The following is a 20,541-nucleotide window of genomic DNA, read 5'->3' on the forward strand; positions in this document are numbered from 1 at the left end:
TTCAGGAGAGGCGCCGCGTTCGCGGACCTCGCCAGAACCCCCGCCCCGATCTTCGGCACCAGACCGGAGCCGGGGTGCCACCGCAAGAGGAGGGCAGAGATGCCGAATTTGATGGAAATGACTCCCGAAGAGATCACCGACCGACTGCGGATCACCGCCATCGCCCAGCAGAACGATGCTTTTCGTCTGCGGATGGTCGGGCGCGGTGGACCGCTCGCGCCGGAAGGCCGTGTCGTCGTCACTCGGTCCATCGCGGACATGGGCCGAGACTTCCAGACCGAAGCCATCCTCGCGGTGTCACAGGACAAGACGTTCACCGAGGAGAATGACCCCTACGGCGATCACTGTTTCGGCGCCGTGATGGTCGAGGGACGCAAGGTCTGGTGGAAGATCGACCTCTACGACACTGCCTATGAATACGGGTCGGAGGACGCCGCGAATACCGACGTCACGCGGCGCGTCCTGACGATCATGTTCCCCGAGGATTACTGAGATCGGTCGCGGGCAGCAGGGCTGTCCGCAGCCGAGGCTGGGACCGTCGAGCAGCGACGAACTGAGCAGAAGACCTAGCCAGCTATCCCCACTCAAGCCGGAAAGGAGGTGAGAACAACGAGCATCGAATGGATGCAAGCCCGACGCCGAGAGGCATGGGCGCTCATCAGGAAGGGCGGCTTCTCCGCTAAGATCGCCCGCCGCTTCCTGACACAGCACGGAGCCTTTTAAGGCTTCCCCGCTCCGGCCGCCTCAACGGCCGGGGCACCAATAACACGAACGAAATCGACCACACCACGAAAATCGAGAGGAAGCCCCAATGTCCAACGTGACCGCGATCCGCGCCACCGAGAACGCCACCCCCGACACCGAGGCCGTGCCGATGGCCGACCTCTACCTGTCCGACAGCATCCGCCTTCTGGGCCTGATCCAGAACCCCGCAGGCTTTCGCGATGCAGAGGGCCGCGTCGGGATCGTCGCCGGGGGCCGTCGCTTCCGGGCGCTGCAACTTCTGGCCGAGACGCATCCGCACCTTGCGAGCGAGCGCCCCGAGATCGTCGCGCCGCACGTTCGCATCGCGCCCGACGAGGGGACGGCCCGCGCATGGGCCAGCGCCGAGAACGCCGCGCGGCAGGATCTTCACCCCGCCGACGAAATCCGGGCCTATGGCAAGATGGCCGCGACGGGTGCGCCCGTGCCGACCATCGCCAGCGCCTTCGGCCAGACCGAGGCGCATGTGCGCCGCCGCCTCGCGCTCGCGAACCTGCCCGCGCCGGTGATCGACGCCCTGCGCGCCGGGGAAATCTCCATCGGTGCCGCCGCCGCGTTCACCGTCTCGGAGGACGAGGCGCTGACCCTGCACGTCCTCGAAGGCATCCGGGGCCGTTCCGTCTCGGAGCATCGCATCAAGCAGGAGTTGCAGCCGCAATCCCTCCGCCTGACCGACCGCCGCGTGTCCTTCGTGGGCTTGACCGGCTACGAGCAGGCGGGCGGCAAGATCACCCGCGACCTTTTCTCGGAAGATGTGTTCCTCGCTGACCCGGCGCTTCTCAACGACCTTTTCGTGGCCGAGTTGGCGAAGGCGGGCGCGTCTATCGAGGCCGAAGGCTGGAAATGGGTCGAGGTCATCGAGGACAGCTATGTCGGCTGGGAGCGCATGGACAAGCTGGATCGGCTCTACAAGGTCGAGGGCGATCTGACCGAGGACGAGATGGCGCGCTACGACGAGTTGACTGACGCCGCCGAAGCCGAGGCGCTGGACGAGGACGGTGAAGCCGAGTTCGAGACGCTGACCGCGAAGCTGGACGGTCACTATACCGACGAGCAGAAGGCCCATTCGGGCGTCATCGCCTACGTGGATAATCGCGGCGCGTTGCAACCGATGCGCGGTCTCGTCACCCGTGCGGATCGCGCCGCCGCCGTGGAGGCCGGTGTCCTGCCGAAGCCCTACCGGATGGAGCAGGACGACGCGCCGAAATCGCCCTATTCCGCGAAGCTGCAAGACGATCTGAACGCCGCCGCCCTTGGCGCGCGCCAGAACGCCGCCGTCGATCATGCCGACCTGATCCTCGATCTTCTGGCATGGCAGCTTTCTGGCGGGATGGGCTATCGCCGCGCCTTCGAGGTTCGCGCCGACGCCCCCCGGAACGCGCCCGAGACGGAAACCGGGTTCGCGCTGGACGAGCGGCTGACCAAGGAAGGCACCAGTCTGAGAGACCCGTGGGGCAGCGACCTCGCCAAAGGCTTCCGGGCCTTCCGCAAGAAGGGCCGCGAGCATCGGGACGCCGAGTTGACCCGGCACCTGACCCGGCTTCTGGACGTGTCCGACGCAGGGTTGGCCAAGCTGATCGACAAGGAGGCCGGCACCAGCCTTCGCGTTGTCTGGACGCCCACGGCGGAAAACCTCTTCAAGCGGATGAAGGGCGACTGGCTGGACGCGCTCTGGATCGACCTTCTGGAACTGTCCCCCGAGCACCCGAAGGCGACCGCCTTCGCGAAGCTGAAAAAGGGCGAGAAGGCCGACCGGCTCGAAGCCCTGTTTGCCGATCCAAACCGCAATGGCGCGAACTTCACGCAAGCCGAGAAGATCGCCGCATGGGTGCCCGATCACTTCGCCTGATCCATCTGGCAGGTGACGTGACCCCCATCGCTCATCAACTCGCGCCCTGCCCCAAGCGGGCAGTCGTTCACGGTCGGTAGCGGCCGGCCCATACCGGCCATTGACCCATCGTCGACCAAGCTGCGATGGGGTCCGTCAGACCAGACCTTCGCTGCGGCTGCGTAACCTGATAGTTTCCCTGCCATCGGTTTCGTGAGAATCTAGACAGTAAATACTTGGGGCATATCAATCGGTGAACAACGAAGGCGACAAAAGCGAAGCGGAAAGCCCTAAAGACAGGCTCGAAAGCATCAGAAAGCTCAGGAACGAGCTTCTTCAGTTCAAAATACTATTTGAAGCCGCATTCGAAGAACTTCATGGTGTCATCGTTGCAAAGATTTCTAAGCCGGGAATCTACATCGCTCCGCACTCTGACTACCCGCGGCGAAGCATCACGGACAGCGGTTTTCCAATTTTTCACAGCATTGGATTTTACTCTGATAGCGCTCCGAGGGATTATGCGAGCACCATAAAGCCATCAGGGCTATTAGGCTTTTTAAGCGGATCGTTTGATGTCGAAAGCGACGCACTTCCTGCGCTAGATAAATTCATTAAATATCTTCAGTCACATCAATTTGGCTCGAGGCTCAAATACACAGATTACAAAGGTGAGACTTCCTTAGCAAAGTACACGATCAATGGGATCTTGGGTGGTGCTGTTGAGAAATACCTACATAGGCACGGCATAGAGGCTGAAGTCGACCAAAGAGCTAGGGATATGATCTTAGGACCCTTGCTATCCGGCGTCATCCAACGGACACATGAATTATCTTTGATGGTTCCAATCGCACTCACGCACTTTGAGATCGAGCGGCTTCGTTTGTCAGAAACCACATACATAGCGCGTATACCTGAGAGACTTCAGCTTTCTCGGGCTCGCATGCGCAACAGTGGAACTGGCGCTTCCGAACAAGTTGCGCATGCAGCAACTCATGCTTTCATATCCAACGGTTGGAGTTTGGAGGTGGAAAAAATCGACGACGTCTCAAAGTCGCTTTCATCCGCTTCGCAGGAAGCTTTGGATGCCGTAGACAGTTTTCTAGGCGCTCTCCGAGTAGCGACTGGCGTGAAGACTGGGTACGCTCAGTTAGTTTGGGTACCAAGAAAATGGGCACTTGATTATTATTGCGATTTACCGCCCGTGTACGGAACAACCGTCAGGCAGTATCCAAGCGAATTCGATAACTATGGTTGGGTTCGAGAATGCCCTACTGTAACTAACGATGAAATGACCGATGTTCGCACCGTATTTGAGCAAATGAACAGTAATCAAAGCGAAGCTGTTAGACTCGCTGTGCGGAGATTAAACAGCTGCCTGACCCGCAATGACCCATCAGATGCTGTGCTGGACGGAACTATCGGCTTGGAGCTACTGCTAGGCGACGACCAAAATCAGTCTTTATCGTACAAGCTCAGACTACGTGCTGCTGCACTTACATGGTTAAGTGGCAGTTCTATGCCAGCAACCGAAATTGCTGATAAAGTAAAGCAGGTCTATGCGATAAGATCGGCAATTGTGCATGGGAAAAAGCCTAAAGCATGTAAGAAGGCTGTAGATAGCAATAGTACCCAAGGTGAAGATGATAGGCAGCTTGCGGCGGAGCTACTTCGTTTTGTTCTTCGGGTTTTACTTGCTCATCCAAGGTACCTCGATCCATCAATAATCGATTCTGAACTAATTTTAAGGGGCGCAAGTGTTGCGTCAGAAGGAGAGCCGGGCGCTGCGCTTTGATTGGCTGGCGGGTTGTTCTGGCACCGGCTCCGTAGAATTTTGAGGTGATGCCGGGATAGAGAGTTTAATTACCGATCTCGTCATTGCCAATGACGCGGCTCAACCACTAAACCGGCCTTCATGGTGGCCTATGGCCAACTACGGTCGCCGAGAGACCAAGAACGTGCACCGACGATTGCGCGTGACATACTCCATTGATCTCAACGATCAATCTTGAATGTCAGCTTAGCTAATTATAATCAATAAGTCTTACCAGTGCAGCGAACGGCCTCTTCCCGCCCTTGGTGTCATTCGCCGCTCCCTGTTTCGCAACCGTCATGGCATGGATGGGCCATACTCCCGATGATTGATCGATTGAGAATGCCGGTGGCGAGAACTCTCATCGCTCATCGCTCATCGCTCATCGCTCATCGCTCATCGCTCATCGCTCATCGCCCGAAGCCGCATGCCTCTCAGGACGAAAAGCAACTTTGAGGTCTATTGAACCGCTCCGGGTTTGTCAGAGGCTGAGTTTCGTTAGCTACGCGGCGACGGCATCGGCATCCAGAGCTGCGTAGAAGTTGGTTTCGGCTTCTGCGGGTGGGATGTTCCCGATGGGCTCGAGCAGACGGCGGTTGTTGAACCAGTCCACCCATTCGAGGGTCGCGTATTCCACGGCCTCGAAACTGCGCCAGGGACCGCGGCGATGGATGACCTCGGCCTTGAACAGACCGTTGATCGTCTCGGCCAGTGCGTTGTCGTAGCTGTCGCCCACACTGCCAACGGATGGCTCGATGCCAGCTTCACCGAGCCGCTCCGTGTACTTGATGGACAGGTATTGGGCGATCTCAACCGGTCGTCGCAACACTTCGGGGATGGAGGTTGCGATGGCGAGGCGGAAACCTGGTCCGGATCGGCGGCTGAGGGCACCGCTGAGATCACCGGGGCGGCCGGGCATAGCCAGGCGGGAGGATCGACGGCGGTTCTGGTTGGGGATCGCGGCCGGTCGCTCGAGCGAGGACGCGGCGGTCGATGTGGGGATATCCCGACCTTTGGGACCGCGGTGGTTCCGGGAGGCCGGCGGCATGCCACCAACACATCTGGCGCCATCGGCGGCAGTGCCATCGGGGCGGCACCTGTCGTTTGCCGAGCGTGAGGAGATCGCGCTGCTAAAGGCCCAGGGTCACGGGGTACGGGAGATCGCCCGACGGATCGGACGAGCCGGCTCAACAGTCTCGCGGGAATTACGCCGCAATGCGGCCACCCGCAGTGGCGGCCTGGCATACCGGGCGACGACGGCGCAATGGCATGCCGAGCGGGCAGGTCGAAGACCCAAGCCGACGAAACTCGCTACGAACACCGCCTTACGCTGCTACGTCGAGGACCGTTTGGCAGGGCGTATCGCCCATCCGGACGGCAGGCCGATCAAGGAACCGCGTACGACGTGGAAGAAGCGCCGTCACGGACCACGACAGATGCGACGATGGGCTTGGGCATGGAGCCCGGAGCAGATCTCGGCCAGACTCAGGATCGACTTTCCCGAGGACGCAACAATGCGCATCTCTCACGAGGCGATCTACCAGTCCCTCTACGTCCAGAGCCGCGGAGGGCTTCGGCGAGAGCTGACCGCCTGTCTGCGAACGGGACGAGCACTGCGGGTCCCACGTGAGCGCGTCCGCGGCCGGGGCAAATCCTTTGTTTCGCCCGAAGTAATGATCTCCGCGCGCCCTGCCGAGGTGGAGGACCGGGCGGTCCCGGGGCATTGGGAAGGTGATCTGATCCTGGGCCTGCGTCGCTCGGCGATCGGCACGCTGGTAGAGCGGACAACACGCTTCACTATCCTGCTTCACCTGCCACCCGACAAAGAGAAGTTCGCCGAGCGGGAACGAACCGCCACCGGCGTACGTGGAGCGGTCATGGGGCACGGCGCGGAGGCGGTGCGCGATGCCATCGCCACAGCGATCACCACGCTGCCCGCGCAGCTGCGCCGTTCGCTGACTTGGGATCAAGGCGCCGAAATGTCCCGGCATGCCGACCTGCGGATCAACCATGGCCTGCCAATCTACTTCTGTGATCCCAATAGCCCTTGGCAGCGCGGCACGAACGAGAACACCAACGGGCTCTTGCGCCAGTACTTTCCCAAAGGCACGGACCTTGCCGCGCACAGCCCCGATGAGCTCGACGCCGTTGCCGCTGCGCTCAACAGCAGACCGCGAAAGACGCTGGGATGGAGAACACCCGCCGAAGCGCTGGACGAGTTGCTGGCCAACACGCAAAATGACAGTGTTGCGACGACCGGTTGAGACCGCCTTGGGAGCCGCGATCGGAGTGGTGGACCAGCCCCATCCCCTTCGTTGGTCGACGTTCGTGGACAGCCTGTTCCAAGGCATCGAGAACGAAGCCCGCGTGGGCCGAGGTGCTGACACGCCAGCCCACGATCCTCCGGGCATAAGCATCAATGACGAAGGCGACATAGGCGAAGCCCTTCCATGTGGCCACATAGGTGAAATCGCTGACCCAAAGCATGTTGGGCGCCGGCACGCGAAACTCGCGGTTTACCTTGTCCAGCGGGCATGGGGCCTTCTTGTCGGAGATCGTCGTTCTATGCGGCTTGCCGCGGATGATGCCTTGGATGCCCATGCCCTTCATGAGCCGCGCCACCGTACAACGCGCGACATCGAACCCTTCCCGAATGAGCTGCCGCCAGACCTTGCGGACGCCGTAGACCTGCCAGTTCTCTTCGAACACACGCCGGATCTCGGGGCGCAGTGCCTCATCGCAACGGGCACGATCCGACAATCGGGCCGGATCGGCCCGCTTGGCCAGGCGATCGTAGTAGGTGGAAGGGGCGATCGGCAGAACAGCGCAGATCGGCTCGACCCCGTGCGCAACACGATGCGCCTCAACGAAATCCACCATCATTTCGACCGGCGGTCGAGCTCCGCCATCGCAAAATACGCCGACGCTTTCCGAAGAATCTCGTTGGCCTGGCGAAGCTCCCTGTTCTCCCGCTCGAGCGCCTTCATCCTATCGACCGTATCGCTCGAGATCCCGGCACGCTGTCCGCTATCCACCTCGGCCTTCTTGACCCAGCTGTTCAGCGTGTTGGCCGAGCATCCGATCTTCGCGGCAATCGAGACGATGGCCTGCCAGCGAGACCCGTGCTGACCCTGGTTGTCGAGGACCATCCGAACCGCGCGCTCGCGGACCTCCGGGGAAAACTTGTTCGTCGTCTTGCTCATGATGGCTCCATCCTACTCAAGAGTTGGAGCCTCCGGCAGACCCGGGGCGGTTCACTATGGCCTTCACGGAAGCGCGGTCACCGGCAGGGCCGACCATACGAAAAGCAGCACGCTCGATCCGAGCGCGACGCCCACGAGAGCCAGCAGCATGACGGCCTTCGACGGTGCTCCCAGGGCCTCGACCCGTTCGTCCGATGTGCCGAAGGTGACAGGACCGATCACGCGGGCGTAATAGAAGAGCGACAACACGGAGTTCGCGACCGCGACGACGGCAAGCCACGCATACCCACCGTCCATCGCAGCCAGGAACAGAACGAACTTCCCTCCGAACCCAACCAGTGGCGGAATCCCCACCAGGGACAGGAACGCGAGGATCAGGGTCCCCGCCGCGAGCGGCTGGCTGCGGATCAGCCCGGCAAAACCGGTAATCGCGGTGCGTCCCCGCAAGTGGACGATCGCGGCCAGGGCCGCAATGTTCGCCACGACATAGGCGCCGATGAAGGCGATGAGCGCCGGCAGCGCCCGGTCCGAGAGGCCGATTACCGCGACGGCCATGAGCGCGTATCCGGCCTGACTGACCGAGGACCAGCCGATCAGGCGCCGCACGTCGTCCTGCCAGAGAGCGGCGAGATTGCCGAGGGTCATCGTCGCTGCCGCGAGGAGCGCTACCAGCAGGCGCAACGACGATCCTTCTGCCGGCACCAGGGCCACCAGGCGGATCAGCGCGAGCGCGGCGGCGATTTTGGGCACGGTCGTGAGGAACGCCGCCACCGGCGCCGGCGCGCCCTCGGCCACGTCTGGCACCCAGGTATGAGCCGGCACGGCGCCGAGCTTGAAGAGGAACCCCACGAGGACGAGCATCAGGCCGATGAGGGCCAGGGGCGCTGTCAGGTCCGCCGTGCGCAGGGCGGCGTAGTCCGTGGTCCCCGTCATGCCCATCACGAGGACGATGCCGATTACCAACAGGGCATTCGCAAGCGCGCCGACGAGAAAGTATTTCATCCCGGCCTCGAGCGAGATCGCCCAGTCCCGATGCCAGGCGGCCAGAACGTATCCGGTGACTGACGAGAGGAGGATACCCATGGCGAGCTGCATGAGGTCGGCCGCGCCCGCCATCGCCATGGCGCCGAGCGCGGAGAAGAGGACCATCGCGTAGAACTCGCCGTGGCGCCGGTCGGTCGCGAACCAGCGAGGAAAGAGCCCGATGCAGAGTGCCGTCGCGCCGAGGATCAGGAGCCGCGCGACGCCCGTCGCGCCGTCGAGCGCAAAGGTTCCCGAGAAGGTCAGACGGTGGGCGCCGAGCTGCGCCGTGGCGAGCGTGGCGGCGATAGCAAGCACGAGGAGGGCCAGGCCGGCGCAAACCCCATGCCGCCGCTGTGGCAGGGCCATCGCGGCCAGCAGGACGAGAACGGCGCCGACGAGGACCGCGATCTCGGGGGCGAGGTCGCCGATGGGCACGCTAGCCTCCCGCGACGGCGACGGGTGCCGTGCCGATCATCTCGAGCAGCCAGATCGGCCAGACGCCGATCAGGACGACGAGGCCGAGAAGGCCCGCGAGGATCCCGAGCTCGATCCGCGTGAGATCCGCGAAGCCCGTTCGCGCCGCGGGAAGTGCGCCGAAGAACACGCGGCCGAGAAGCTGCAGGAAGAGCGCGGCGGTGATCAGGATGCCGAGGAGCCCGATGGCCGCGAGCCAGGGATAGACCGCGAAGGCGCCGAGGAAGATGTGCAGCTCGGCCACGAACCCCGCCAGCCCCGGCAGCCCTAGCGAGGCGAAGGCCGCGAGAGTCGTGGCCCCGGTCAGGCGCGGCGCCACCCCGGCGAGCCCGCCATAGGCTGCCATGTCGTAATCCTGGTGCCGCTGCCAGATCGCGCCGGCGATCAGGAAGAGCGCGCCGGTGATGAGCCCGTGCGCGATCATCTCGACCACCGCGCCGGTCAGGGCGATGTCGCGCGCCGCCTGCGTCCCCATGGCCGACCCTGCGACCGCGATCCCCAGGACCGCGTAGCCCATGTGGTTGACCGAGGTATAGGCGATGCGCCGCTTCAGATCGTCCTGCCCCAGGGCCACGATCGCGCCCCAGAGGATCGAGATCACCGCCACCACCCCAAGCGGCAGCGCCCAGTCAACGAAGGTCTGGGGCATCATCTGCAGTGCCAGCCGCACGAGGCCGTAGGTGCCCATCTTCAAAAGCACGCCCGCCAGGATCGCCGAGACTGGCCCCGGCGCGTTCACATGCGCCGGCGGCAGCCAGGTATGGACCGGGAAGAGCGGCGTCTTGATGCCGAACCCGACGAACAAACCCAACAGGACCAATGCCGCGGGCAGGCCCGCCGCCGCCAAAGGTGCCGCCGCGATGATCGCGCGCATGTCGAAGGTGATCTCGGGCATCGAGAGGGCCAGCGCGATGATGCCGATCAGGATCAGGAGCGATCCTGCCAGGGTATAGACGAAGAACTTCAGGGCCGCGGCCTGAGCCTCGCCGTGCCCCCAACGGCCGATCAGAAAGTACATGCCGACGAGGGACAGGTCGAAGAAGACGTAGAAGAGGATCAGATCAAGCGTCACGAAGAGGCCCAGCGAGACCGCGTAGAGGAAGGCGAACCACGCATAGTAGGCCCGCGCCCGCGGCAGGTCCGCCATCGGCCAGGCGACGGCGGCGAGGAACACCACGCCCGTCAGCAGCGACAGCGACAGCGACATCCCGTCCACGCCGACCCGCCAGGCGATGCCGAGCGACGGGATCCACCGTGCCTCGGCGACCGACTGGAAGCCCGCCCCCGGCGCGAAGCCCGCCCAGACGACGAGCAGGAGCAGCAGCGGGACCGCGGTGACCGCGATCGCGATCGTCCGCGCCGTGGACTCCCGGATCGACGGTATCGCGGCCAGCGCCAGGGCGCCAAGCAGCGGAACGAGGATGCAAAGGGTGAGCATCTAGCGGGCTCCCAGGATCAGGACGACGCCGCCGAGCGCGACGCCGGCGACGAGAAAGACGTAGTAATGGTGCGAAAGGCCGGTCTGGGTCCGGCGCAGGTCGGCGCCGGCCATGCCGAGAAGGCGCCCGGTGCCGGTCGGGATCAGGTCCATGGCGGCCTCGCCCGCGCGCGCGGCCCCCGTCGCGGCGGCCCGCGCGGCAACGACGAACGCGGCGAGAAGGCCGCGGCCGCGCGAACCGGACCCCAGTCCATCGATCACGTAATCGTCGAGACGTGCCGACAGACGCGCCGCCGCCAGGAACGGCGCGATCACCCCGTTATCGATCAGATCCGCGAGGCCGAGCCAGTCCCGGCGTTCCCCCGCGCGCGGATGTCGTGCCAGATAGATCCCGACGAGGACGCCGAGTGCGAGGGCGCAGAGCGTTCCGATTCTCTCGATCCACGGCCCCGGAGAGGGGAGCGCGATTTCGAAGAGACGCGCCACTCCGTCATGAGGTCCTGGGAGCCAGATACCCGACAGGATCACGGTCACGAAGGAGAGGGTGCCGAGCGCCGCCAAGGCGCGCCAGTTCGACCGCGACGTCTCATCGGCCTCGCCCGGCCAGAAGGCGAGGAGCGCGAAGCGCGTGGCATAGGCTGCCGATAGCCCCCCGGCGGCGATGGCCGCGGCCGCGAGCCATGGCGAGGCGTGGCCGAGCGCGGTCACGATCTCCTCCTTGGTCCAGGCCCCGCCGAGCGGCGGCGCACCGGCGAGCGCCAGCGCTGGCGGGACCGCCAATGCACCGGTTACCGGCAGCGCCAGGCCGAGCCGCATCCGTCGCAGATCGAAGGTGCCCGCGCGCTCGTGCGCGAGGCCCGCGGCGAAGAAGAGCGGCGCCTTGAACGCGGCATGTGCGATCATGTGCAGGATCGCGAGCCCGGGCCAGCCCGCCCCCACGGCGGCGAACATCAGCCCGAGCTGCGCCGAGGTCGATCCCGCCAGCACCTTCTTGGCATGGTCCTGTCGCAGCGCCACGATCCCGCCGGCGAGGGAAGTGGCGAGACCCAGGGCCATCGCCGCACCACCGAAACCCGGCACGTGGGCGAAGGATGGCTGCAGCCGCGCGACGAGAAACGCGCCGGCCGCGACCATGGTCGAGGAATGCAGGAACGCGGACACCGATGTCGGGCCGTCCATGGCGCGAAAGAGCCAGGGCGCGAATGGCCCCTGCCCGGCCTTCGCCGCCGCCGCGACGAGAACGCCGAAGGCGGCGAGCGCCAGGTATGGCCCGTCGAGACCGGTGAGGGCGGCATAGTCTACCGATCCCGCCCCGGCGAAACAGGCGAAGAGAGCCACGAAGAGACCGAGGTCGCCCGCGCGGGTCGCAACGAAGGCGTAGGTGGCCGACGGCGTTGCCTGCGCCTCCCGCCAGCGATGGCCGATCAGGGCCCAGGAGATTGCGCCCATGAGTTCCCAGCCGACCAGGAGGCTGACGAGGTCGTTCGCGATCACCACGAGTTCCATCGCGCCGGTGAAGATCAGGAGAAGCCCGAGGAGCCGTGCCAAGCCGCGTTCCGCCTCGTGCACCCCGGCAAAGAGGATCACGCAGAGCCCGACGAGGGGCACCAGAACCGCGACAGCAGCCGTCATCGCAGACAGGCCGAACCGCAGGGTCAGCGCGGGCGACCAGGCCATGCTGGACGTGTCGCCCGTTGCCGCGACCACCAGCGACAGGAGCAGGGTGACGCCCATGGCCGCGAGGCCCAGGGCCGTCAGGCGCCGCCGCGATCCCCTGCTCAACATCCAGAGCGCCAGGCCCGCCGCGACCGGCCAGAGGGCGAGGCTCCAGATCATCCCTTCAGCGTCCCGAGACTCTCGGTCACGTCGGCCTGTCGCTTGCGGTAGACCGCGACGACGAGGGCGAAACCGATGGCCATCTCCACCGCCATGACCGCCATGACGATGATCGCCAGAAGTTGCGCCTCGGGCGGGCCGCCGATGCCCTGCGACCAGAAGCCCATGATTGCCAGAAGGGCGCCGTTCAGCATCAGTTCCAGCCCCATCATCAGCATCACGAAGCTCTGCTGCGACAGCGCGCCGTAAAGGCCGATGCCGATCAGGGCGGACGCTCCGAGGAGCACGATGGTAAGCGTCATGATGGATCCCCCTTCGCCGCATGGCCATGATGATGGCCGCCGTGGTCATGGCCCTGCCCGTGGTCGGACGCGCCGTCCACGTCGCCGCCGTGGTCGCCATGACCCCCGTGGTGCATGTGATGCCCGCCGCTCTCGTCGGGCACCCGGCCGGCCGGTTCTCCGTTCTCCGTCAGGCCCGGCGGTCGCGAGCCTTCATCCGCGGACCCGAAACGCCCCTGCTGTGACGAGAGCACGACCGCGCCGACCATCGTCGCCAGAAGCGTGACGCCCGCCGTCTCGAAGATCAGCATCGACGGCCCGAGGAGCTCCAGCCCGAGGTCGAAGACCACGCGGGTCTCCGGTGGCACCGGTCTGTCCGGCAGGTCCGCCGTCAGGACGGCGGCGGAAAGGCCCAGGAAGGCCAGCGCACCGGCCGCCATCGACAAGCGGTTCTGGTGCACCATCGACATCGGGTTGAGGCCGGCGGGGTTCATCATGAAGGCGACCATGAAGATCGCCATCACCATCATCTCGACCGCCATCATGAAGACCGTCGCGACACCGATATAGGAGGCCGACATCAGCACGCCCGCCCCGCCCACGGCGACGAACGACGCGAGCAGCGAGAAGGAGGCCCGCACCATGCTGTCGACCACGAAGACCCGCCAGCCGGACCAGACCGCAAAGAGGACGAGGGCGAGGATCATCAGGTCGGTCACAGCGCCAGCACCCCCGCGATCCCCAGATGCAGAAACGACAGCGGGAGGACGATCGTCCAGATCAGTCCCAGCATCCGCGACGGCGTCGTCCGTGTGACGGACGTGCCGGCAAGAACGATCAGCGCCATCACCGCCGCGGTCTTGAACCAGAGCCAGACAGGCCCCGGCAGGACCGGGCCGAGCGGTCCGCCGAGAAACACCGCCGCGGCCACGGCCGAGACGGAGACCAGCATGGCCAGCCGCGCAATCTCCCATGCGAGGCGCGCGCCGCCGCCCTCCTCGGCAGAGGTGCCGCCCGCCATGTCCGCGGCGTCGGCGTAGTCCATCGGGCCACGGAGCGTCAGTGTCAGCCCCACCATGACGAAAAGCGGCAGGCCGAGCGGCTGGCGCACCACGTTCCAGATGTCCCGCTGGGACTCGACGATGGCCGACAACGACAGCGATTCCGCCGGCAGCGCCGCCGCGATCAGCACGAACATCGAGGGCAGCATCACCGGCAGGGCGATGGCGACGTAGCGATAGGCGCCGATCAGCGGGAAAGGCGCGTTCGGCGACCATCCGTGCAGGAAGACCGCGATAATCGTCAGCGCCTCGCAGCTCCCCCAGATCACGATGCCCACCGGGCTCTCGACCAGCGCCGCGCCGGGTGCGAAGGGCACGACCGAGAGCCCGACGGCGGCGAGCGCGAGATAAAGGATCGGCGCGAGCCGTTGGAGCAGATCGTCGGGCGCCTCGGTCCGCACGCTCCCACGCACGGCGAGGGCGGCTGCGGCGCGCAGCGGGCCGGCACCCCGCCCCGCGACCACCCGGTCGAGCCAGCCTCCGACGAGAACGCCGCCGAGAAGCGTGACGACCAGGGCAAGCGCGAGAAGCAGGATCATGCATCCTCCTTCGAGATCGCGACATGGGCGAGCGTCGCCGGGCTGAAGGAGTTGATCACAAGCATCGCCTCCGACCATTCGAGACCCGGCAGGAGAGTTGCGAGAGCCGGCGCGGCCTCCGGACCCCGCTCTCCGGCGAGCCAGCCGGCGAGCCGCCCGCGCGCGTCCTGGCCATCATGGCGGCCGAGCCCCTCCGGGATTGCGCGCAGCGCCGTGATGGCCCGCAGCCGTGCCCCGCGCGCGACGCGGTCCGCATCGCGCGGGAGGCCCACGAGCCGCAGCATCCGCGCTGCGCAGAAGTCGGGCGCAGACGCGTCATCGGGCTGGGCGAACGGCGCCGCGCGGACCTCGGCCGAGACGATCACGTCGCCCTGCAGCGTCACCTCGAGTACGAGCCCCGGTGGCAGCATCGGCACGAAGGGTCCGAGCCGTGCGGTGTAGGCGTCGAGCGCGAGGCCGTCGCGCGGATCGTCGGCGGTCATCGCCATGGGTCGTCCATAGGGCGTGCCGCCCATCATGCCCTTGCCGCCCTGCCCGTGGGGGCCGACGCCGCACCAGTCGTTTGGAGGCGCGTCGGGGCGGCGATCGGTCTCGGTATCGCCCCCCGCCGCCAGATCGCGCCAGAGATCGCGAAGCGCCGGCTCCGGGTCCCCGGTTCCGTCCCAGCGAAAGGTCTGGCGCGGATGCGGCACCTGGTCGTGGACCCGGTCGAGCGCCTCCTGCGCATGGTCGGGGATCTCGCCTGCGACGAGCAGGATCGCCGCCGCCCGCGGCGTTGCGACCCGGTCAAGCGCAGGCGACAGGCAAAGCCGCTCGACGGCAGCCTGAATGCCCGGCCCGATGCATGTGAAGACGGGCGCGGGCGCCGCCGCGGCGAGGCGCGCAAGCCAGTTCACTGCCACCGGAACACCCCCTCGCGCCAGCCGTAGAGGATGCCGACCGACAGGATCCCGAGGAACATGCCCATCTCGGCCAAGGCCTTCACGCCCTCTTCCACGAAGACGACGGCCCACGGGTACATGAACATCATCTCCATCTCGAAGGCGATGAAGACCAGCGTCATCGTGTAGGCCCGGAAATGGAAGCGCTGCCAGGCATGGGTGTCGGGGGTACCGCCGCCGAGGAACGGCGCCGCCATGGGGGCGCTTGTGCCGGCATCATGGCGTGGCGCCATCAGCAGGAAAGACAGGCCGAGAGCCAGGACGATCGACGCGGCGGATACGAGAACGAGCGTCATAAATATTTCTCGAACACGTGTCGGCACGTTCTCAAGAGAGACGCCCCATCACCGGGCGGTGGGTAAAAGCCGAAAAGGGTTTAAATGAAATCATGATGTCGTTGCCCGGTCGGGTCCGTGATCGATGCGGGGGGAAACGGAAAGCAATCGATCCGTCAGCTTCGCAGGTATTTCACCGAGGCCAGCGTGACGGTGGACAAGGCGGCCAGGAGAAGAAGGCCCGCCAGGCCCATCGTCGCCACCATCGCGGGGCCGCTCATCATGCACTCACCGGCCATCATGCGTCGTCTCCTTCACTTTCGTCTGTAAGATCCGAAATCCGAACCGGATTCCAGCGCTGGAGGGTTCCCGGAAATCAGCGCAAGACCAGATCCGAGACGCTTGCGTCGATCTCGCCATCGGTATCATCGCTGTCGGCGGAGACGGCGACACCGAGCAGCTCCGCATCCCGCATATCGAAGATCGCCGCGAGATCGCTGGCCAGGTCGACGCGTTCCGCATGGCGTCCCGTTCCCGCGCCACGAAGAACGATGGTGGTGCCGCGGCCCTCGAGATACGGGTTCGGAAGGATCGCGCCCCGTCCGGCGGACCCGCCCCAGACATAGGTCAGGACCCGGACGCCCGAGGTCGAGAGAAGTCGCCGGAGCGGCTGGCCACGCAAGCCCGCGGCGGTTCCGGGGTCGGCGAACACGAAGTAGATCGCGATGTTGCGGTCGTCACCCCCCTTCCGGGTCAGATCGGTCGCCGCGACGCCGCGGCTCACGCTCCACGACCAGGAGGCCCCCTGCACGTCCCCGCTCGTCTGCGGCAGACGCCTGTAGAGGATCGAGACGGTTCCGTCTGACCGGATCCCGAGAGCGTTGCCCTCTTGCGCGTAATCGTTCGACGACAGGCGCAGGAATCCCTGCTCTTCCCAGCTTCCGTCGAAGGGAACGCTCTGCTGGGCGGCTGCCATGCTCGCGGCCAGCATCAGGGCGATCGCCGGTGCCGCCACTCTCATCGGACGTCGTCCGTGACTGGCTCCGGCCGGGCCTCCTCGGCCGCGAGATCGAGCAGGATCGGGCAATCGGGGCGATCATCGCCGGCACAGGCCGCGACCAGGCGCGTGAGGGAGGCATGCATGGTCGTCAGTTCGGCGATCTTCTCCTCGATCGTCGTCAGGTGCTCTTCCGCGATCCGTTTCACATCGGCGCTTTCCCGATCCGACTTTTCCCAGAGCTGCAGGAGGGAACGGCAATCCTCGATCGTGAAGCCGAGCGCCCGGGCGCGTCCCAGGAAGGCCAGCTTCTGCACCTCGCTCTCGCGGAAGGCGCGGTACCCGTTGGCATCGCGCAGCGGTTTGATCAGACCGATATCCTCGTAATAGCGGATCGTCTTGGCGGGCAGGCCCGACCGGCCCGCGGCTTCACCGATATTCATCTTTGATCCTCCTCATTCCGCCGGGGCGGTCATGACCGGGGTGGCGGGGGGCGCGGCGATCTCGTCCCGCGTACGCTCCGGCACTGCCCGCCGGAGCCGCAGGGCGTTGCTGAGCACGAAGACGCTCGAGAGCGCCATCGCGCCGGCCGCCAGCATTGGCGAGAGCAGCGTTCCCGTGAACGGCCAGAGGACACCCGCCGCTACCGGGATCAGGGCCGTATTGTAGGCGAAGGCCCAGAACAGGTTCTGGCGGATGTTGCGCATGGTGGCCCGGCTGATCGCGAAGGCCCGTCCTACGCCGCCGAGATCGCCCGACATGAGGACAACGTCCGCGGTCTCGATGGCCACGTCGGTGCCGGTCCCGACCGCGATGCCGATATTCGCGGCCGCGAGGGCGGGCGCGTCGTTGATGCCGTCGCCCACGAAGACGAGGCTCTCGCCATCGGCCCGCAAGCCGTTCAGGGCTTCGACCTTGCCGTCGGGCATGACCTCGGCGACGACATCTTCGATCCCCAGATCGAAGGCGATGGCCTCCGCCGTGGCCCTGTTGTCGCCTGTGATCATCGCCACGCGCAGCCCGGTCCTCTTCAGCCCGGCGATCACCTCGCGCGCCATCGGCTTGACGGGATCGGCGACGCCGAGCACCGCCACCGCCACGCCGTCGATGGCCGCGTAGACGGGCGTCCGCCCCCGGCGGGCCATCGCGCGGCCTTCGATCTGGAGGGTCGAGATGTCGATCCCCTCGCGTTCCATCAGCCGGTCGGCTCCGACGAGGATCGCCGCGCCACCGACGATGCCGCGCACGCCCATCCCGGTGATGGACGCGAACTCCGCGACCTCCGGCAGCGCCGCATCCTCCGCCGCGCGGACGATGGCGGACGCGACGGGATGTTCCGACCGGGCCTCCACGGCCGCGATGCGGGCGAGTACATCGGCTCGCTCCCCCTCCGTCACGACGAGATCGGTCATCTCGGGCCGGCCACGGGTCAGCGTCCCGGTCTTGTCGAAAGCCACGATCCAGGCGTCCGACAATGTCTGCAGGGCATCGCCCTTGCGGAAGAGTACGCCGAGCTGCGCCGCCCGACCCGATCCCACCATCACGCTCGTCGGGGTCGCGAGCCCCATGGCGCAGGGGCAGGCCACGATCAGGACCGATACGCCCGAGACGAGCGCGAAGGTCAGTGCCGGGTCCGGTCCGAAGGCCAGCCAGGTCAGGATGGTGAGCGTCGCCACGGCAAGGACGGCGGGGACGAACCACATCACCACCCTGTCGACGAGCCCCTGGATCGGCAGCTTGGCGCCCTGCGCCTCCTCGACCATGCGCACGATCCCCGAGAGCACCGTATCGCCGCCTACGGCCGTGGCGCGGACGCTCAGCGCGCCGGTTCCGTTGACCGTGCCGCCGACGACATGGGTGCCCACGCCCTTCTCCACGGGACGGGGCTCGCCCGTGATCATGCTCTCGTCGACCCAGGAGGCGCCCTCGACCACCTCGCCGTCGACGGCGACACGCTCGCCGGGACGGACCTGGACGACCTCGCCTGTCTCGATAGTCTCGAGCGCGACGTCCGTGGCGACGCCGTCCCTGACGATCCGGGCGGTACGCGGCTGCAATCCGACGAGCGCGCGGATCGCCTGTCCCGTTCGCCCCTTGGCGCGTGCTTCCAGCCAGCGGCCGAGCAGGATCAGCGTCACGATCACAGCCGCGGCCTCGAAATAGACGGCCCGCGTGCCCTCGGGCAGCAGGCCCGGAGCCAGGAGAACGAGGGTCGAATATCCCCAGGCCGCCGCGGTGCCGAGCGCCACGAGCGAGTTCATCTCGGGCGCGCCCTTGGCGAGCGCCGGGACGCCTTTCGCGAAGAAGTGCCGCCCGGGTCCGGCCAGGACCAGCGTGACGAGCACGAACTGCACCCACCAGCTCGTGGTCGTGCCGATGGTGTCCGCGATCAGGCCGTGCATCCCGGGGACGAAATGACTGCCCATCTCCAGCAGGAAGACCGGCGCTGTCAGCGCGGCCGCGAGAGCGGTACGCCGACCGAGGGCCCGGGCCTCCTCCGCCTTGCGCTCGTCCGCCGCCCCGTCACCGGCATCGGACCCGTCCCGCACCTTGCCGGGATAGCCCGCCGCGTCGAGCGCCGCCGCGATCCGGTCGGCGCCGGTCGTGCCCGCGAGCCATGTCACGGTCGCGGTCTCCCGGGCGAGATTGACGCTTGCAGCGATCACACCCGGAACGCCCGTCAAGGCCCGCTCGACGCGCGCCGTGCAGGAGGCACAGGACATGCCGGTGATCTCGAAGACCGCCTCCCGGGTGCGTGCGGGGTAGCCGGCCGCCGCCAGCGCGTCCGTAAGCTCCACCGCGCGGGCGTCGCCCAGGCCCACCCGCGCCGTCTCGGTCGCGAGATTGACCTCGGCCGAGGCTACGCCGGGCACGGCTTTCAGGGTTCGCTCGACCCGTCCGACGCAGGACGCGCAGGACATTCCGTCGATCTGGATCGTCATGGTCCGGTCCGCCATCGTGAGGTCTCCTCATTGCGACACGACGCAATATCGGGGTTCCAGCCGCTGGAAGGTCAAGGTGCCGGCGAGAGATTTCTTGTTGTCGGCGGCGCGGCTTGACCTTCCCGCGCTGGAAGTCCCCATCTGGGATGAGGCAGCGAAAGGATCATCCCATGACACGTCTCGACGTCTCGAACATGACCTGCGGGCATTGCAAATCCGCGGTCACGAAAGCCATCGCCTCGGTCGATCCCGACGCGGTCGTGACGGTCGATCTGCCGGGGCGCACCGTCGAGGTGGAGAGCACCGCCAGCGACCAGGACCTTCTCGCGGTCGTCAAGGCGGAAGGCTACAACGCGACGCTCGCCGCCTGAGGCATTTGTAGACCTCGCGCTACGGCATCGCGCTTCGCTCGGCCTGGACATTGCGGATCCGGTCCGGCCAGGTGGACTTGATGTAGGCGAGGATGTTCCAGATGTCCTGATCCGACAGGGTCTCGCCGAAGGCTGGCATTCCGCTCTCGAACCCCTCGACGCCGCTCTCGGCGAGCGCCGCCCGCCCGCCGAGCTTGGTATAGTCGAAGAGCATCGCATCGCCGTGATGCCAGGTATGGCCGGTCTCGTCATGGGGCGGCGCCGGAAGCCGCCCGTCCGGGCCGGGCGTTCGCCAGTTCGGCTGTCCGCCGAGGTCGGCGCCGTGACAGGATGCGCAGTTCTCCGCGTAGAGCCGCTTCCCGGCCGCGATGTCGACGGCTTCGGGCTGACGGATGGCCTCGCCGCCGGCGCTGGAGCCCATCCAGAGACCGAGACTTGTCAGAGCGATTACCCCGATCGCCCCCAATCCGATCCGTATCATCGGTGCATGCCCCGCGCCGGGGTGCTTCGAAGATCGACAATACCCGGCCGCCGACCGGGGGACCGATGCCGAAGGACGTCCATCGTCGCGCATCGGGCCGGATCGTCGATAGGGCGTGCCAAGCGTCTGTGCATCCGTGTCTCTTGTTAAATCCAAAATTTTCACCTCCCGAACGGCATTCCCGGGCTGGAAGGTCAAAGGCCGCGTGGTCACGAGAGCGTCATGCGTGGCCTGCGGTGATCGGGCCGCGCATGACCGTGATGTGATCACTCTTGCCTT

18 protein-coding genes, 2 pseudogenes and 1 other annotated feature are annotated in these 20,541 nt (G+C 66.1%); of the genes and pseudogenes, 5 read left to right on the plus strand and 15 right to left on the minus strand.

Annotation, left to right across the window (positions count from 1 at the left end; all coding sequences use genetic code 11):
- Positions 1-99 precede the first annotated feature (99 nt).
- The 3 genes from LX81_RS18830 to LX81_RS21970 all read left to right on the plus strand — a co-directional run bounded on the left by LX81_RS18830 (position 100) and on the right by LX81_RS21970 (position 4,382).
- Positions 100-492, plus strand: a complete 393-nt coding sequence (locus tag LX81_RS18830) for a DUF3768 domain-containing protein (RefSeq protein WP_111538842.1) — start codon at positions 100-102, stop codon at positions 490-492.
- Positions 493-811: 319 nt separating this feature from the next.
- Positions 812-2,611 (plus strand): ParB/RepB/Spo0J family partition protein, encoded by a 1,800-nt coding sequence (locus LX81_RS18835; protein ID WP_111538843.1) that lies wholly within the window; start codon positions 812-814, stop codon positions 2,609-2,611.
- A 232-nt stretch (positions 2,612-2,843) separates the two neighbouring features.
- Complete coding sequence (locus LX81_RS21970) at positions 2,844-4,382, plus strand: HEPN domain-containing protein (protein WP_146259479.1); 1,539 nt, start codon at positions 2,844-2,846, stop codon at positions 4,380-4,382.
- A 520-nt stretch (positions 4,383-4,902) separates the two neighbouring features.
- Here LX81_RS21970 and LX81_RS18840 read toward each other — a convergent pair.
- Positions 4,903-5,205 (minus strand): annotated as a pseudogene (locus LX81_RS18840) (integrase core domain-containing protein); the annotation flags it as partial.
- Positions 5,206-5,248: 43 nt separating this feature from the next.
- Between LX81_RS18840 and LX81_RS18845 the strand changes: the two are divergent.
- Complete coding sequence (locus tag LX81_RS18845) at positions 5,249-6,664, plus strand: IS30 family transposase (protein WP_146259480.1); 1,416 nt, start codon at positions 5,249-5,251, stop codon at positions 6,662-6,664.
- A gap of 7 nt (positions 6,665-6,671) precedes the next feature.
- Here LX81_RS18845 and LX81_RS18850 read toward each other — a convergent pair.
- From LX81_RS18850 to LX81_RS18905, 13 genes and pseudogenes are all read right to left on the minus strand, one after another.
- A pseudogene (locus tag LX81_RS18850) lies at positions 6,672-7,603 on the minus strand (IS3 family transposase); the annotation flags it as partial.
- Positions 7,206-7,322, minus strand: a sequence feature (AL1L pseudoknot). Its footprint overlaps the pseudogene before it by 117 nt.
- 63 nt (positions 7,604-7,666) lie before the next feature.
- Entirely contained in the window at positions 7,667-9,061 is a 1,395-nt protein-coding gene (locus LX81_RS18855) for an NADH-quinone oxidoreductase subunit N (protein WP_111538845.1), read from the minus strand.
- A gap of 1 nt (position 9,062) precedes the next feature.
- A complete protein-coding gene (locus LX81_RS18860) occupies positions 9,063-10,538 on the minus strand; it encodes a complex I subunit 4 family protein (RefSeq protein ID WP_111538846.1) in 1,476 nt (491 codons plus the stop codon).
- Positions 10,539-12,374: an NADH-quinone oxidoreductase subunit 5 family protein gene (locus tag LX81_RS18865; RefSeq protein WP_111538847.1), complete on the minus strand. Its 1,836-nt coding sequence runs from the start codon at positions 12,372-12,374 to the stop codon at positions 10,539-10,541. It lies immediately after the preceding gene.
- Positions 12,371-12,676 (minus strand): NADH-quinone oxidoreductase subunit NuoK, encoded by a 306-nt coding sequence (gene nuoK, locus LX81_RS18870; RefSeq protein ID WP_111538848.1) that lies wholly within the window; start codon positions 12,674-12,676, stop codon positions 12,371-12,373. Before nuoK ends, LX81_RS18865 begins: the two co-directional genes overlap by 4 nt.
- Positions 12,673-13,374 (minus strand): NADH-quinone oxidoreductase subunit J, encoded by a 702-nt coding sequence (locus tag LX81_RS18875; protein ID WP_234822716.1) that lies wholly within the window; start codon positions 13,372-13,374, stop codon positions 12,673-12,675. The genes nuoK and LX81_RS18875 overlap by 4 nt, the downstream gene beginning before the upstream one ends.
- A complete protein-coding gene (locus LX81_RS18880; protein WP_111538849.1) occupies positions 13,371-14,255 on the minus strand; it encodes a complex I subunit 1 family protein in 885 nt (294 codons plus the stop codon). Before LX81_RS18880 ends, LX81_RS18875 begins: the two co-directional genes overlap by 4 nt.
- Entirely contained in the window at positions 14,252-15,157 is a 906-nt protein-coding gene (locus tag LX81_RS18885; protein WP_146259481.1) for a hypothetical protein, read from the minus strand. Before LX81_RS18885 ends, LX81_RS18880 begins: the two co-directional genes overlap by 4 nt.
- Positions 15,148-15,492, minus strand: a complete 345-nt coding sequence (locus LX81_RS18890; protein ID WP_111538851.1) for an NADH-quinone oxidoreductase subunit A — start codon at positions 15,490-15,492, stop codon at positions 15,148-15,150. The genes LX81_RS18885 and LX81_RS18890 overlap by 10 nt, the downstream gene beginning before the upstream one ends.
- 155 nt (positions 15,493-15,647) lie before the next feature.
- Complete coding sequence (locus LX81_RS23200; protein ID WP_272939503.1) at positions 15,648-15,773, minus strand: hypothetical protein; 126 nt, start codon at positions 15,771-15,773, stop codon at positions 15,648-15,650.
- A gap of 74 nt (positions 15,774-15,847) precedes the next feature.
- On the minus strand, positions 15,848-16,492 hold the full coding sequence (locus tag LX81_RS18895; protein WP_111538852.1) for a DUF3047 domain-containing protein: 645 nt from the start codon (positions 16,490-16,492) through the stop codon (positions 15,848-15,850).
- Positions 16,489-16,911, minus strand: coding sequence for a Cu(I)-responsive transcriptional regulator (cueR, locus tag LX81_RS18900; protein ID WP_111538853.1), 423 nt, complete (start codon positions 16,909-16,911; stop codon positions 16,489-16,491). Before cueR ends, LX81_RS18895 begins: the two co-directional genes overlap by 4 nt.
- Before the next feature lie 12 nt (positions 16,912-16,923).
- Positions 16,924-19,425, minus strand: coding sequence for a heavy metal translocating P-type ATPase (locus LX81_RS18905; protein ID WP_111538854.1), 2,502 nt, complete (start codon positions 19,423-19,425; stop codon positions 16,924-16,926).
- A 155-nt stretch (positions 19,426-19,580) separates the two neighbouring features.
- Between LX81_RS18905 and LX81_RS18910 the strand changes: the two genes are divergently transcribed.
- A complete protein-coding gene (locus tag LX81_RS18910) occupies positions 19,581-19,781 on the plus strand; it encodes a heavy-metal-associated domain-containing protein (protein WP_111538855.1) in 201 nt (66 codons plus the stop codon).
- Between the two features lie 19 nt (positions 19,782-19,800).
- On the opposite strand, the gene LX81_RS18915 is transcribed toward LX81_RS18910, so the two are convergent.
- On the minus strand, positions 19,801-20,202 hold the full coding sequence (locus LX81_RS18915) for a c-type cytochrome (protein ID WP_234822720.1): 402 nt from the start codon (positions 20,200-20,202) through the stop codon (positions 19,801-19,803).
- Between the last annotated feature and the right edge of the window lie 339 nt (positions 20,203-20,541).

The sequence above is a fragment of the Palleronia aestuarii genome (assembly GCF_003253995.1).
GTDB classification, from domain to species: Bacteria; Pseudomonadota; Alphaproteobacteria; order Rhodobacterales; family Rhodobacteraceae; genus Palleronia; species Palleronia aestuarii.